Here is a 14,945-nt window from a genome sequence, read left to right on the forward strand (position 1 = left end):
TTTTGTGGTTACTTAGATTAGGGAATTGTTTCGACAGGAGGAATCTTCGAATGGATATTATAAGCAAGAATCGTTGGGTGGCACCGATGTTATCTGTGCTGCTTGTATGTATAGTGGGGGCTAACGTCGTTCAGGCGACTGGTAAGTGGAATGAGGCAAGTGATAGCAAACAGATGACCGAACTTGCGGCATCTGCAGAAAATAGCGAAAATTCTTTTAGCGGAGACAGGCGAATGATGGAAGACGGGACAAGTCTATCTACTGATGCGTCTATTCAGACTGATAACTGGACCGATTCGCTCCCGGCCAAGAACTGGCTGACGGCTGCCCAAGAAGAGCAGGAACAGAAAGAAGCCAAGGCTAAACATGCGGCCCGAGCTGCAGCTGCGGCCAAAGCGAAGAAAGAAGCTGCTCTGAAATTGGCCAAGATTGAGCATGCCAAAGCGTTAGCTGCAATTACGACTCCCCCCCAAAAACTTTACTTTACACGGACCAAACTCCTGAACCAGGAAGACTCGAAACTTGCAACCTGGTCATACAGTGTGTCCGATAAAGAGCTGCTTCTGCTGCAAAAAATCGTCATGGCAGAGGCGGAAGGTGAACCGTACGAAGGCAAAGTGGCAGTTGCCAATGTTGTCTTAAACCGGCTGCGGTCAGCCAATTTTCCCGATACCATTTACAAAGTAATCTACCAGAAATCTCAATTCAGTCCTGTAGCGAACGGGCGCTTGAAACGTGTTACTCCTAATGAGGACAGTATCAAGGCAGTTAATGCAGCGTTGAATGGGAAAAAGGAAGTCGCCGATGATACGTATTATTTCTTGTCATTGACGCTTGCGGATGATCTGACAGTGGCTCGCTCCCAGAAAAAAGTAAAAACGATCGGGCATCATACTTTTTACAAGTAATTGACCTGTAAATTCTGCAAACAGGCAGGGTAGTTAACTATGTATTTGCTACATAGACCTTGAAAAGCCCTGTAATGCAGTTTTATTTCGTCGTTTTTAATTTCATTGGTGATGAGAGTTTGTTATTTAAATTACCCTTTTTTGCAGCAAATCATACGTATATATGAATGAAATAAAAGAAGGTTCCCTTCCGGATCATTGGAGGGGAACCTTCTTTATGCATGTCCTTAAGAGATAAAACATCCTCGTAGAACGACTATAAGGGGTCATAGAGCTGCTAGAATGGGATTCGGGTACCTGACAGCGAAGTTGCCCCAAATCCGGCTGTGAGGCGTTCCTTAGGTACGGATGTGACTTCCGCTGTAGCCGGGAACAATAAATCATGGACAGCCTGGGCACAACACGTTGGATCGTAGGTGTTTCTGCTCCCTGGTTTGTGGACTGATTTCAGCTGGCTTTCAGCTTCACGTGGTGCATAGATCTGCTCACACAAATGTCTGAAGCGATTGGCGATAACGTCAGCAGAGTGAATGACTTGGCCGTATCCGGCTTGTACAAAATATTCACAGTTCTCTTCTTCCTGTCCCGGCAATGGAGGTACGAATAACATCGGCAGGCCTTTAGCCAATGCTTCTGTACAAGTCATACCACCTGGTTTCGTAATGAGCACATCGGATACGTCCATTAGTTTGCTGACCTCACGGGTATACCCAAGAATGCGTATATTGGGATGTTGGAAGCAGGACATTTCCTTCAGCTTGGCAATCATTTTCTCATTGCTTCCCAGACAGAACAGCAGCTGTACACGATCCGCCCATGATGTGAGGGCCTTCATATGCTCTTCATCAAAGGAAAGACCCCACCCGCCACCCATTAGCAGAGCAGTGGGCATGTTCTGAAGCCCCATTTCCTGTCGGAGGCTTACCTTGTCTCCTGCTTCCCAGAAGTCAGGATGAACAGGAATACCGGTGATTTGGATGCGAGAGGGTTCAACACCCCTGATCTCAAGCAGAGCCTTTACCTGAGGTGTGGATACCAAATATTTGTTGACCTCGGGATTAATCCACGTTGCATGTACGTCGTAGTCTGTGACCAGCGTATATAGTGGAATATTAAGTCCCTGACGTTTCAGCCGTGAGATGACCGCATTCGGAAATGGATGGGTACAGATTACGGCATCGGGTTTCAATTGGGATACGACTTGAGCCGTCTGTGTATAGAAAATCCGGTGCAAGGCCAGTTTCGTAAATCCGTTTAGTGATTTGTTATATTGTGTCCGATACAGCAGACTGACCAGCTTGGGCTGAACGGTTAGTGTCTTGCGGTATGCGGACAGAATAAGCGGAGCCATGGTTGGATTTAAAAATTTGCCGAGCTCAATGACCCGACTATGCACATGTGGACTGACTTTCTTAATGCCGCTTGCGAGCGCATGGGCGGCCTGGGTGTGACCGGTGCCGAAACCTTCGGATAACAAGAGCACTCTTGGTTTTCGCATGAGTTCACCTTTATTCATCAATTTAAATTTAACATTCACAGTTATACCGCACGTTGCATTACTACAAGAATATACAGCGAAGCGGAAAATCATGTTCATTCGTTACATATTTACACTATAGTTAATGTTCTGATACATCAAAACTTCGTCTTTATCCGTGTTATTGGAGTCATCATACACTATAGACGACGATAGAAGCAGTTTCCACTGCATTTCGGTTAAAAAAAATTAACACAATTTTTTAATGTTAGGGTTGCAATCTGATGATGAGAGTGGTAATCTTGATTTTGACCGAATGACCGAATTGTATTTTTGGTCATTTAAAGAGGACGATCAACGAAAACGAGGAGGGATATGATGGCTCCGATTGACAGGAGACAGCAGGTCATTCATGCAGCTGCGCAGTCTTTTGCCATGTTTGGATACAAGGCAACCACGATGGATCAGGTAGCGAAGATTGCGAATGTTGGCAAGGGAACGATCTACACGTTCTTTACGAATAAGGAACAATTGTTTGATCAGATTTTGGTGGAAGTAATCCAGGAAATGAAAAACATTGCTCATCGTGAAGTTCATCAGGAAAGTGCTTTTTTTGATAATCTGTTTCGTGTACTTGATTCATTGCTGGAGTTTCGCCGTGATCACGATTTGCTGGTTAAATTGTCCCAGGAGCTTAAGGATTTTGGAACTCTTCAGGCCAAGGAAGGTTTGGAGAAAGTGGAGAAAGTCATCTCCGATTTTCTGGCTCGGGAGCTTGAGAAGGCAAGAGACAACGGAGAGATTCGTGAGTGTGATCCACAGGTAGTAGCTTTTATGATGATTCGTTTGTACATTGCCCTCACCTCAGATTGGAGCAAGCAACACGAACCGCTGAGCAAAGAGGAAATCAAGAATTACTTTCGCCTTTTCTTAATGGAAGGAATTGCTGCTGCTGCAACGTAACCCGAATTTATTCTACTATAATATGGGTTAGTCATACGATTACAGGCAGTGAGGCTTGTCGAGAGACAGGTTTGTTTTTTTGCTCTAAAGTGACCGTTTGAGGAAATTGGTCACTTCGTGTTTCGGTAAATTTTCCGGAACGCATCAAATTAATTTCATTATGGTTATTCTGCTTGGAAAGCAGAGAGAACAAGGGGAGAAAATGACATGAAATCTTTATCCGTGTTTTTCAAGGATGTGGGATCGGCCGTGAGAAACCCGAAGGTGTTGATCCCCGTTATTGCAATTTTGTTTATACCGATTCTATATAGTGGTATCTATTTGGCTGCCTACTGGGACCCATATGGTCATGTCGATGAAATGCCGGTTGCGGTTGTTAACCTTGATAAAGGTGCAGAGCTAGAAGGCAAATCATTGCATGTCGGTAGTGACCTCGTTGATGAACTGAAGAAGAATGCAGATTTTAAATGGGATTTTGTCAGTGCCAGTCAAGCTAAAGAAGGCATGGAAAACGACAAGTATTATATGCAAATTACGATCCCAGAAAACTTTTCTTCCCAAGCAACGACGTTGCTTGATGACAAGCCAGAGCCGGCTGATCTAATCTACGAACCGAATGGTAATTACAGCTTTGTGGGTGCGCAGATTGGCAAAACGGCCATCAAAGATCTGAAAGCTAAGGTTTCGGCCAAAGTAACGGAATCCTATGCGGAGACCCTGCTCGACAAGTTTTCCGAAGTATCGGACGGATTGGCTGAAGCTGGCGATGGCGCAGGAGACTTGAATACAGGCGCTGGCAAGCTGGATGATGGAGCTGTGAAGCTCAAGGATAATCTGGCGAAGCTGGCATCCGGTACATTGGAACTTCAGGATGGCTTGTCTCCATTAAGTGACGGTGTCAATGCACTGCACACGGGTGCAACCAAACTTGAAAGTGGAACATCGAATCTGGTATCCGGTTTGCAGCAGCTTCAAGCGGCGGCAACAAGCCAGCTTCAGAGCGGAGCAGACCAGCTGAAGGACGGCAGTGCCAAGCTGGAAACTGGACTGAAGTCTTCCGTAGACGGAGCAGGCAAGCTGCAAGCGGGTCTACAATCGTCTGAGCAGGGCAGTGCGAAGCTGTCCGATGGTCTGCAAAGTGCAGTCCAAGGCAGCGGCACCTTGGCCACTGGCCTGCAATCTGCAGTAGACGGCAGCAGCAAGGTTGCTGACGGTGCCCAGGGCGTTGCTGACGGGTTGAAGCAGCTAGCTGCATCCAACCCTGAACTGGCAGCCAGTGAGGATGTACAGAAGCTGCTGGCAGCCAGTGCAGCAGTCGCTGAAGGCAGTAAGCAATTGCATGAGAGCGAACAGAAGCTTGCGCAGGGTGCAGATCAATTGCACCAGGGCAATCAGCAACTGGCATCCGGTGCATCCGAACTGCATGGAGGCCAAGAGCAGCTTCTGACGGGTGCGAACCAGTTGGTGGATGGTCAGCAGCAATTGCTGGCGGGCGCTGGACAACTTAGCCAAGGCGGAGCGAAGCTCTCCGATGGTCTGAAGCAGTTTAGCGGCAAGCTGGGTGAAGCTGCAAGTGGCGGCACATTGCTGGCAGATGGAGCCAAGCAACTAGGCTCGGGAACCACAGCCCTGCAAACGGGTGTAGGTAAACTGAGCGGTGGCGTGAATTCACTAACGGATGGCTCCAAACAACTCGGTGATGGGGCAGGCAAGCTGGCAGACGGTTTAACTGAGCTGAAAGACGGCTCAAGCGAACTGGCTACCAAGCTGAACGATGCAGCTCAGAAAACGTCAGAAGTCAAGAAAACGGACGATGTGGTGAATATGTTCGCCGAACCTGTGAATACGTCCGAGAACACAACAGAGAACGTGAGCAATTACGGTACAGGGTTGACGCCGTTCTTCCTGTCCATCGGTTTGTTTGTTGGATCACTGATTTCAACGATTGTTTTGAAAATGCGGGAAACTTCCGTACCGGGCGCAACGGGTTGGAACCGTTTTGTCAGCCGTACACTCGTATTCGGTTTTGTGAGCATTATCCAATCCGTAATCGTGGCAAGCTTCATGCTGTACGGTCTTGGACTGGAAACGCACAGCGTACCGCTGTTCTATCTGTTCACGATCTTTACGGGACTAACCTTTATGTTTATTGTTCAGGCCCTCGTAACTTGGCTTGACTTGCCAGGTCGTTATGTTGTCATCCTGTTATTGGTCTTCCAGCTTGCAGCAAGTGCGGGAACCTTCCCGGTAGAGCTGATTCCGTCATGGCTCCAGTCATTTAGCCCTTGGCTGCCAATGACGCACAGCATCATGGGCTTCAAAGCAGTTGTATCCAGTGGCAATTTCGATGTGATGTGGCATCAGGTCGGTATTCTGTCAATCTATGCAGGTATATCTGTGCTGCTGACCTTGGCTTTCTTCCTTTGGAGCGGCAAACGTCGCAAAAAAGAAGCTGAAGTGGCTGAATCCGGTCAAGTGGTGACGGCATAAGCCGAATTGAACCGGAATAGGACAGAATAGTGAAAATAAACTTTGAACTCAAGTATCAAAATTATGCAATATAGTAGTCAAATAGTGCAAAGAGTCTGTGACCCGAAAATGGGTTGCAGACTCTTTTTGTATACAAATGCATAAGGATGAAGATATTCGCTGGAGCATGGTATGAGAAATTGGCCCAACTATGGTTAAATGCAGGCCACATATGGAATGATTTTCTTTTGTCAGCAATTAAAATTAGTTGTACTCTGACATAAAATGTGTATAATTATTCGAAAAAGATATGAAATTTAGCATCAGCACACTAAAGCTGTACTGCAAAACATTTCTTATCAGAGGTATTAAAAAGTTTAAATTGCGCTGATGTTAGGTCGGTGTTAAAATAATAGAACTATATCAAAAAACGTCGCTCCATATCAGCGGCCGTGCCAGCGGTTGCGTGTTGTTATACCAAGCTGTTTACCGGGTGATCCGGACCAGCTCATCTCATGGATGGCCTCTGCCGCAATAGCAGCAATTATAAGATTGACAGCCCTTATTGCTGTCGCCTCGTTCATCTAGCAGGTGTTTATTCATATTGAAATGCCCGCTCCTTCCGTTTCATTGTTGCTTGTTGCCTATGTTCTTGATCTTTCCGAAATACTTCACTATAGAAAGGTTGCGTTCCATGAGACACATCGGATTACCTCCTAAACAGGGTCTGTACGACCCACAGTTCGAAAAAGACGCATGCGGAATGGGTTTTGTTGCCAACATCAAAGGAGTACCTTCACACGACATCGTTAGTCAGGCACTGACCATGCTGAGTAACATGGAACACCGCGGAGGACAGGGCAGTGAGCCGAATTCCGGTGACGGAGCCGGTATCTTGATCCAGATTCCACATCGCTATTTTGCGCAGGAAGCGGACCGACTTGGTTTTGCATTACCTGAACAGGGCTTCTATGGCGTAGGGATGCTGTTCCTTTCACAGGACCCTGTCATTCGGAGCGCGCATGAAGAGAGCCTTAAGAAGATCATCGAAGAAGAAGGCCAGACGTTCCTGGGTTTCCGGGATGTGCCTACGTTTGATGAGATGCTGGGACGTTCTGCGCTTGCAGCGAAGCCTTATGTGCGTCAGGTGTTCATTGGAAGATCGACAGATGTTAAGGATGAATTGGGATTTGAACGGAAATTGTACGTCATTCGTAGACGTGCGGAGCTGGCTATTCGTTATTCGGCGGATGAAGCAGAAGGTGGTTCATTCTACCTGCCAAGCTTGTCCTGTCGCAAAATCGTCTACAAAGGCATGCTCACAACGGAACAGGTGGGACAGTTCTATCTAGATCTTCAGGAAGATCTCGTGGAATCAGCGATTGCGCTTGTTCACTCCCGTTTCAGTACGAATACATTCCCAAGCTGGGAACGTGCTCACCCGTATCGCTTCATGATCCACAACGGTGAGATCAATACGATGCGTGGTAACGTGAACTGGATGCATGCCCGGCAGTCGCTGTTTGAGAGCGAATTGTTTGGTAACGACATCTCGAAAGTAAAACCGGTTATCAATCCGGATGGTTCGGATACAGCAATGTTTGATAACACGCTGGAGTTCCTGTATTTGAGCGGCCGTTCATTGCCACACGTGGCCATGATGATGGTTCCTGAGCCTTGGAGTACAGATGAGGGAATGGACCCTGCCAAAAAGGCATTCTATGAATACCACAGCACGATGATGGAGCCTTGGGATGGACCAGCAGCAATGGCCTTTACGGACGGTTTGCAGATTGGTGCAACTCTTGACCGTAATGGTCTGCGTCCTGCACGTTACTATGTAACGAAAGACGATCGTATTATTTTGTCCTCCGAGGTAGGGGTACTTGATATCGCTCCTGAAGAAATTCTCTATAAAGATCGTCTGCGTCCTGGACGTATGCTGCTTGTCGATACACAACAAGGACGGATCATCGCGGATGAGGAAGTGAAAGCTCTCATTGCGGCCGAGAATCCGTATCAGGATTGGCTCGATGAGCATCTGATGGATCTGAATGAGCTGCCGGATGCACCGGAACTGCCTGATCCAAAACATGATAACGTAACCCAGCTTCAGCTGGCGTATGGATATACATTTGAAGAATTGCGCAAAGTGTTGGAGCCCATGGCTTCAACAGGTATGGAAGCTACAGGCTCCATGGGTTATGATGCGCCGCTTGCGGTTCTTTCGGATCGTCCACAGCGTCTGTACAACTATTTTAAGCAGATGTTTGCACAAGTTACCAATCCACCGATCGATGCGATTCGTGAAGAGATTGTAACGTCTACGGCAACAACGATCGGACCTGAGCGTAACCTGCTGAATCCTGAACCGGAGAGCTGTCGTCAGATTCGTTTGGATACACCGGTACTTTCTAATGAGGATTTTGCGAAGATTCGCCACGTTCGTCGTCCGGGCTTCCGTTCCATGACGATTCCGATCTTCTTTACAGCAAAAGAGGGTGCAGAAGGACTTCGCAAAGCGATGGAACTGCTCTTCGAAGCTTCAGACCGTGTCATTGACAAAGGTCACAACATTTTGATCCTGTCTGACCGTGGTGTGGACGCTGAGAATGCGGCTATTCCAGCATTGCTGGCTGTAGCAGGTTTGCATCACCATCTGATTCGTAAAGGAACCAGAACCAAAGTTAGCATTTTGCTGGAATCGGCAGAGCCGCGTGATATTCATCACTATGCCTTGTTGCTTGGTTACGGCGTAAGTGCGGTGAACCCTTATCTGGCGTTTGAAACGCTGGATGACATGATTCAGCAAGGGTTGCTGCGTGGCATCTCACATGAGAAAGCCGTGAAGAACTATATTAAAGCCGCTACCAAGGGCGTTATTAAAATATTGTCCAAAATGGGAATCTCGACGATTCAATCCTATCGTGGAGCTCAAATCTTTGAAGCCGTGGGTCTGAAATCGGACTTCGTTGACCGTTACTTTACGTGGACGCCTTCCCGAATTGGCGGGATTGGCCTGGAAGAAGTGGCTGCCGAAGCATTGACTCATCACAACCGTGCCTTTACGGACAAGGATGGTAATGACAAAGTGCTGGATTCCGGCGGGGAATACCAATGGCGTAACGACGGAGAAGAGCATTTGTTCAATCCGCAAACGATCCATACGCTGCAGCATGCAGTACGTACGGGCGATTACAAACTGTATAAAAAGTATTCCAAACTCGTGCAAGGAGAAAATGATCAGTTGCTGACCATTCGCTCCATGCTGAGACTAAAACCGGTCGGTCCTGCGATTCCTTTGGAAGAAGTAGAGTCCGTCGAAGACATTATGCGTCGTTTCAAAACAGGGGCAATGTCCTTCGGTTCAATCAGCAAAGAGGCACACGAAGATCTCGCTATTGCGATGAACCGTGTTGGTGGTAAATCCAATACAGGTGAAGGCGGCGAAGATCCGGCTCGCTTCATTAAAGATAGTAACGGTGATTCTCGTCGTAGTGCGATCAAACAGGTGGCATCCGGACGTTTTGGTGTAACATCCAACTATCTGGTCAATGCTGACGAGATTCAGATCAAGATGGCACAGGGAGCAAAACCGGGTGAAGGTGGACAGCTGCCTGGACGTAAGGTATACCCTTGGGTTGCTGAGGTTCGTGGATCAACACCGGGTGTAGGTCTGATCTCTCCGCCACCGCATCATGATATCTATTCGATTGAGGATCTGGCTGAGTTGATCTATGACTTGAAAAATGCCAATCCACGTGCAGAGATCAACGTTAAATTGGTATCCGAAGTAGGCGTTGGAACGATTGCTGCTGGTGTAGCTAAAGGTCGTGCTGACATTATCCTAGTAAGCGGTTATGACGGTGGAACAGGTGCTTCTCCACAAGGTTCGATTCGCCACGCGGGTATGCCTTGGGAGTTGGGACTTGCAGAAACGCATCAAACGTTGATGCTGAACAATCTGCGTGACCGTGTCGTGCTGGAAACTGACGGCAAAATGCTGAATGGTCGTGACTTGGCCATTGCTGCTTTGCTGGGAGCTGAGGAGTATGGATTCTCTACAGCACCACTCGTTGCACTCGGCTGTATCATGATGCGTGTCTGCCAGATGGATACATGTCCGGTAGGTGTAGCAACACAAAACCCTGAATTGCGTAAAAATTACACGGGAGATCCTGCTCATGTCGTTAACTTCATGCGTTTTGTCGCTGAAGACGTTCGTGAAATCATGGCTGATCTTGGTTTCCGTACGATTCAGGAAATGGTGGGTCGTACAGATTGCCTTGAAACAGTAGAGGCTGTAGACCACTGGAAGAAGAAAGGTGTAGATCTGTCCGTATTACTGCATGTGCCTGAAATGCCGGAAGGCTCTGCACGTTACCGTACACAGCATCAAAACCACCAATTGGAGGAGACGCTGGATATGCAGCAGTTGTTGCCATTGGCGCAACCTGCGCTTGAATCTGGTCAACCGGTTGAAGCGGTGCTTCCAATTACCAACGTTAACCGTGCAGTAGGAACCATTTTGGGTAGTGAAATCACGCGCAAATATGGAATTGTAGGATTACCGGAAGATACGGTTCAATTCAAATTTGTCGGCTCCGCTGGACAAAGCTTTGGGGCCTTTGTACCTAAAGGTATGACATTGACCGTTGAAGGGGATTCCAATGACTATGTAGGTAAAGGGTTGTCCGGAGGTAAACTGATCGTCATGCCTTCACCAAAAGCCACATTTGATGCCGAAGATAACATCATCATTGGTAACACGGCTCTATACGGGGCAACCAGTGGTGAAGCTTATATTCGTGGTATTGCTGGGGAGCGGTTTGCTGTACGGAACTCGGGTGCCAAAGTGGTTGTTGAAGGTGTAGGCGACCATGGTTGTGAGTACATGACAGGTGGCCGTGTCGTCGTTCTGGGTGATACAGGTCGTAACTTTGCAGCCGGGATGTCCGGAGGTATTGCTTATGTGTATGATCCAAAAGGCACATTCCTGAAACGTTGTAATCTGGAAATGGTACTTTTGGAGCGTATCGAAGATGTTTCTGAGAGTGCAGATCTGCGAGGCATGATTCAACGTCATGTTGCGAATACAGGTAGTGCCGTTGGTCATCGCATTCTGGATAACTGGCAGCAATCTGTAGATCAATTTGTTCGTGTTATTCCGAAGGACTTCAAACGAATGACCGAGCAAATCGAACGGATTCAGGCAACGGGCCTGACCGGAGAGGCTGCTTTGCTGGCTGCTTTTGAAGCCAACATGCGTGAACTTGCACGTACAGGAGGTTAATATATTCCTGTCCGATTGCATGAACGGGTTGTATTAAGAATAATAGGAGCTTTATGGCGGCCAATGCGGCGCTGTAGAGCTCCTATTTGGTTTTCGACAAAATTAGAACCCGCACAAAAAACGCTATCGCCATGAGACGACAACATTGAAGAACTTTCTCAAGTATAATTAGGCTAGTTTTGGAGTGCAGGGAAAGTATAAAGATAAGAGAGGTTAGCGGAATGAATATGAAGCAACCAAACAGGGGCGATCGTAAGCCGAAAGGTAAACCAGTCGAAGCAACCCAGATGGACATCATGAAAGTTTTACTGCAATGCGGAATCGACCCGGAGCGTTGGAACCATTTCGTATCCTCCGACAACAACAAGCGTGCTTGATAACACATCGACAAGCCTAGAATAGATGGAGGGAAATCAAGACATAAAAAAGCCCAGCAACCGGAGAGTGGGACTGCACCCCTTTTGTGAGACAGGGATCAAAACACCTTGCAAGTTAAGTAGCCAGTCTTCGGAAATCCATCGGAGACTGGTTATTTAGTTTTGTTTGAATTCGAATTGAGTTATAGTAAGTAATGTAGTTTCGAACGGTCTGTTCAACGATGGCCGTCGTTGTAGACATCAGATCTTCGAGGTAGAACGTTTCAGACTTTAGTGTGGAATGAAACGACTCTATGGGGGCATTATCAGCGGGCGTTCCTTTTCGGGACATGCTCATGATAATGCCCTTTCCCTTTACTACAGCCTGGTAATTCTGGGACGTGTACACGCTACCTTGGTCGCTATGGAGCAGCATATTGCTTCGCTCTGGAAGTTGATTCAATGTATCCAGAACTAAGCATGTGTCCTGCTTGTCCGCTATACTGTAAGCGACAATTTCTCCGTTGTACAGATCCAAAATGCTTGAAAGGTACAACATTTTGTTACCAAACGGCAAATACGTAATGTCAGTCACCAATTTTTGCAACGGAGCTTCTGCATGAAACTTTCGTTTAAGCAGATGTTCCGCTGGTTGTGCCGGTTGCCCAGTCGTTTTTCGCTTCTTGATCCTCACTCGGCATTGTAATCCCTCGCACTGCATGATTCGCTGAACTCTCTTGTGATTAATTGGACCTTCTGATCGAAGTAAGGCAGTGATCTTTCGATACCCATACCGAAACTTGTGTTGAGTGCAAAGTTGGATGACTTTCTCCACTGTTGGATCTGGGCGCTTCCTCTCAACGGCTGCCTTCCAGCGGTAGTAGGTCGCACGAGCAATTCCAAGCCATGTACAAGCCTCAGATATAGTTACTTCTTCTCGAATGGATTCAATCCAGGCGATGACGACCTCAGCTTCCACCTCCGTTCCAATTCCTTGTACTTTTTTAGCAGTTCCAATTGTTGCTTCAGGAAACGGTTTTCTGCTTTAACTTTTTCGAGCTCTGTGGAGTGACCTGGGCCTTTTCCATAGCTATATTGCTTGCCTACGGGTTGCTCCAGGCGATGAACTTCTCCTTTTCGATACCACCTCATCCACGTTTTCAGCTGTGATTCATTCCGTATCCCCAGTTTCTCCATAACTTCTTTTACGGGTACTTCTGCTAATCTCATTTCTATGGCTTTCATCTTTAGTTCCACGGGATAACTTACTCTAGTTGCCAATGCAAAAACACCTCCAAGATGATCTCCTTATCTTACGACAAGGTTTCATTCACTTGAAGGTGTTTTAATTTGTCTCTCGTTATGGGGTCAGTTCCAGTGATGTTTTCTCGGTACTGGGTCTTCTTTGCGGTTTAATCCATACTACGCTCCATGCGGACAAAAGCAATAAAACGACGTGCCTCTTCTTCTGTTAAGGGTTTGCCATCAATCATCAGGCCGAAGCGTTCCAGCACTTCCTTATCTGATAATTCAAGGGCGTCCACGAACTCCCTTACGTCCTCATCCATTACGACATCATTTTGTTTCGTCCGTCCAATGAGATAATCAATAGATACGCCAAAGATGTCAGCAAGTCTCGTTAACACTTCGAAATCCGGTTTGCGTCGGTTTTTCTCGTAGTGGGAGAGAGCAGCTCTTGTAATATGAATGGAGCTCGCAAGTTCTTCTTGAGTAAGTCCCCGCTGTTCCCTTAATTCAGCAATGCGATTTCCGTAGCTCATATGCTATTTCCCCCTGAACGCCATCAAATATATATTGAAACAATCCTGAGCCAAGTGTTTGATCAGGGCAGCTTTCCTGCATCATCGTAACGCCTTAGTAGTCCTAGTTGTATATAGGTCTGTCTAAGGACATCTCATATTGTCGTAAATCAAAAGAACCATGTCCAAATACTGCTTGACATGATACAAATTGTATCGTAAATTGGACGTATGGAGTTACAAAATGTATCATATGGGATATTTTAAGTATGACCACGTTGCCTAGCCAATATACCTGTGAGAAGGAGTATAGGCAACTCTTGCAAGCTAATCCATTCTAAAGGAATGAAGCCATGAATTCAATGATTCAGGAATGGGCGGATCTCAAATTAAATGTCCATATGTACATTCAGGAGTTTCATGGCAAATTGGTAGACCGCAAAAGACGCCCCGTTCTGCTGCTAGGTATGGACACAAGAGCGATCACCTTCCTGAGCGACCTGGACTTGCCGATATCACCAGAGATGCTAATTGGTTTGGATGTAGAAGATAGCCATGTATGTGTGCGACTCCACGCAAAGCTGCAATGGAAACAGCCCTTCGGTGAGCTCACATTGTATCATTCAAACTTGCATATTCAGCAAGAGCAGACACTATATATAACGGGACAGTTAAATACAATGATTCGAGAAGTTCAGTTTCCGACCGTTTCCCGGTTTCAGTATGAGAAGGCATCGGAACAACCTAACTTGCAGGAAACCTATCATTACATTGATTTTACCATATGAAATGAACACATTCTAAACATATTCTGAACAAGCATGTACTTAACGCCATTTTACTATATTTCATAGCGTTATGCATTAGTTCTTTAACACCAAAAGCATTTGCGCAATGAATAAAGGGGCGAGGGGGATCATACATTGAGGAAGTTTGGATATGGTTGAAATGCACTGCCACATTTTATCCGGTCTGGATGATGGCCCTGTTCATATGGAGCAGTCCATTGCGATGGCTGAGAAAGCGGCAGCCTCAGGAATTACCTCGATTATTGCTACTCCGCATCACCTGAACGGGCAGTACAACAATCAACCCAACGTGGTCAATCAGGCAGTGGACCTGCTACATGCAGAACTTCGCAAACGCAACATTTGCTTGGAGATCCGTCCCGGACAGGAGATCAGGGTGCATGACAACCTGATTGCAGACTTATACGCAGGAAAGTGCTGCACACTCGCCGGGAGCCGATACATGTTGCTGGAATTGCCCTTTGGTCATATCCCCTCGCAGTTCCCCGGGATACTCCAAGAACTTAAGTTGGCGGGTATCATTCCTATTATTGCTCATCCCGAACGAAATCGTCTAATCCAGAACAATCCCGATTTATTGGTTGAATATCTTGGGCAAGGTGCTTTATGTCAAATCACGGCTCAATCGGTCATAGGACTTTTCGGGCGAAAAGTTCAGAGATGGTGTTTTCATTTTTGCAAAGAAAACGGATTTCATTTCATTTCATCGGATGCTCATAATTTGGAAGAAAGAACATTTTCAATGAAAGCTGCATATCACCTGCTTGAACGCCGATTTGGAGATCGTCTAGTTCAAAATTTGCAAAATAATGCGTGTTCGGTCTGGAACAATCAAATCATAAAGCCGGAAGAACCCGTAATTATGAAGCGTAGATTGTTGTTCTGGTAACCAGCTAAATATATACAGAAG

Annotated in this window: 11 protein-coding genes; 7 read left to right on the forward strand and 4 right to left on the reverse strand. The window is 46.6% G+C overall.

Annotated elements, in window-relative coordinates; all coding sequences use genetic code 11:
• Positions 1 to 50 precede the first annotated feature (50 nt).
• A complete protein-coding gene (locus PTQ21_RS11485; RefSeq protein ID WP_274569946.1) occupies positions 51 to 908 on the forward strand; it encodes a cell wall hydrolase in 858 nt (285 codons plus the stop codon).
• A gap of 277 nt (positions 909 to 1,185) precedes the next feature.
• On the opposite strand, the gene PTQ21_RS11490 is transcribed toward PTQ21_RS11485, so the two are convergent.
• The gene (locus PTQ21_RS11490; protein WP_090953114.1) at positions 1,186 to 2,406 is read right to left on the reverse strand and encodes an MGDG synthase family glycosyltransferase; all 1,221 of its coding nucleotides are present in this window, start codon (positions 2,404 to 2,406) and stop codon (positions 1,186 to 1,188) included.
• A gap of 357 nt (positions 2,407 to 2,763) precedes the next feature.
• Between PTQ21_RS11490 and PTQ21_RS11495 the strand changes: the two genes are divergently transcribed.
• Together PTQ21_RS11495 and PTQ21_RS11500 are read left to right on the forward strand one after the other, a co-directional pair.
• Positions 2,764 to 3,348 (forward strand): TetR/AcrR family transcriptional regulator, encoded by a 585-nt coding sequence (locus tag PTQ21_RS11495; protein WP_072734357.1) that lies wholly within the window; start codon positions 2,764 to 2,766, stop codon positions 3,346 to 3,348.
• 207 nt (positions 3,349 to 3,555) lie between these two features.
• Positions 3,556 to 5,838, forward strand: a complete 2,283-nt coding sequence (locus PTQ21_RS11500) for a YhgE/Pip family protein (RefSeq protein ID WP_274569948.1) — start codon at positions 3,556 to 3,558, stop codon at positions 5,836 to 5,838.
• A gap of 422 nt (positions 5,839 to 6,260) precedes the next feature.
• Here PTQ21_RS11500 and PTQ21_RS11505 read toward each other — a convergent pair whose 3' ends face one another.
• Positions 6,261 to 6,401 carry a hypothetical protein gene (locus PTQ21_RS11505; RefSeq protein WP_176854580.1) on the reverse strand — a complete coding sequence of 47 codons (141 nt, stop codon included), beginning with the start codon at positions 6,399 to 6,401 and terminating at the stop codon, positions 6,261 to 6,263.
• A gap of 110 nt (positions 6,402 to 6,511) precedes the next feature.
• On the opposite strand from PTQ21_RS11505, the gene gltB reads away from it, so the two are divergent.
• Positions 6,512 to 11,110 carry a glutamate synthase large subunit gene (gltB, locus tag PTQ21_RS11510; protein WP_274569949.1) on the forward strand — a complete coding sequence of 1,533 codons (4,599 nt, stop codon included), beginning with the start codon at positions 6,512 to 6,514 and terminating at the stop codon, positions 11,108 to 11,110.
• A gap of 221 nt (positions 11,111 to 11,331) precedes the next feature.
• Positions 11,332 to 11,487: a hypothetical protein gene (locus PTQ21_RS11515; RefSeq protein ID WP_157258495.1), complete on the forward strand. Its 156-nt coding sequence runs from the start codon at positions 11,332 to 11,334 to the stop codon at positions 11,485 to 11,487.
• 115 nt (positions 11,488 to 11,602) lie between these two features.
• Here PTQ21_RS11515 and PTQ21_RS11520 read toward each other — a convergent pair.
• A protein-coding gene (locus PTQ21_RS11520) for an IS3 family transposase (RefSeq protein WP_274568604.1) occupies positions 11,603 to 12,747 on the reverse strand; the annotation gives its coding sequence in 2 pieces (ribosomal slippage) (positions 11,603 to 12,474 and positions 12,474 to 12,747; 1,146 coding nt in all).
• A gap of 131 nt (positions 12,748 to 12,878) precedes the next feature.
• A complete protein-coding gene (locus tag PTQ21_RS11525; RefSeq protein WP_063564514.1) occupies positions 12,879 to 13,247 on the reverse strand; it encodes a helix-turn-helix domain-containing protein in 369 nt (122 codons plus the stop codon).
• Between the two features lie 332 nt (positions 13,248 to 13,579).
• Between PTQ21_RS11525 and PTQ21_RS11530 the strand changes: the two genes are divergently transcribed.
• Together PTQ21_RS11530 and PTQ21_RS11535 are read left to right on the forward strand one after the other, a co-directional pair.
• Positions 13,580 to 14,014: a hypothetical protein gene (locus PTQ21_RS11530; protein ID WP_063564513.1), complete on the forward strand. Its 435-nt coding sequence runs from the start codon at positions 13,580 to 13,582 to the stop codon at positions 14,012 to 14,014.
• A gap of 151 nt (positions 14,015 to 14,165) precedes the next feature.
• Entirely contained in the window at positions 14,166 to 14,924 is a 759-nt protein-coding gene (locus tag PTQ21_RS11535) for a tyrosine-protein phosphatase (protein ID WP_274569950.1), read from the forward strand.
• The last annotated feature ends 21 nt before the right edge of the window (positions 14,925 to 14,945 follow it).

This window comes from Paenibacillus marchantiae (assembly GCF_028771845.1).
GTDB classification, from domain to species: Bacteria; Bacillota; Bacilli; order Paenibacillales; family Paenibacillaceae; genus Paenibacillus; species Paenibacillus marchantiae.

Coding starts and splice junctions, on each gene's coding strand:
- gltB (WP_274569949.1), top strand. CDS start 6,512: ATGAGACACATCGGATTACCTCCTAAACAGGGTCTGTACGACCCACAG.
- PTQ21_RS11490 (WP_090953114.1), bottom strand. CDS start 2,406: ATGCGAAAACCAAGAGTGCTCTTGTTATCCGAAGGTTTCGGCACCGGT.
- PTQ21_RS11525 (WP_063564514.1), bottom strand. CDS start 13,247: ATGAGCTACGGAAATCGCATTGCTGAATTAAGGGAACAGCGGGGACTT.
- PTQ21_RS11485 (WP_274569946.1), top strand. CDS start 51: ATGGATATTATAAGCAAGAATCGTTGGGTGGCACCGATGTTATCTGTG.
- PTQ21_RS11530 (WP_063564513.1), top strand. CDS start 13,580: ATGAATTCAATGATTCAGGAATGGGCGGATCTCAAATTAAATGTCCAT.
- PTQ21_RS11500 (WP_274569948.1), top strand. CDS start 3,556: ATGAAATCTTTATCCGTGTTTTTCAAGGATGTGGGATCGGCCGTGAGA.
- PTQ21_RS11505 (WP_176854580.1), bottom strand. CDS start 6,401: ATGAACGAGGCGACAGCAATAAGGGCTGTCAATCTTATAATTGCTGCT.
- PTQ21_RS11515 (WP_157258495.1), top strand. CDS start 11,332: ATGAATATGAAGCAACCAAACAGGGGCGATCGTAAGCCGAAAGGTAAA.
- PTQ21_RS11495 (WP_072734357.1), top strand. CDS start 2,764: ATGGCTCCGATTGACAGGAGACAGCAGGTCATTCATGCAGCTGCGCAG.
- PTQ21_RS11535 (WP_274569950.1), top strand. CDS start 14,166: ATGGTTGAAATGCACTGCCACATTTTATCCGGTCTGGATGATGGCCCT.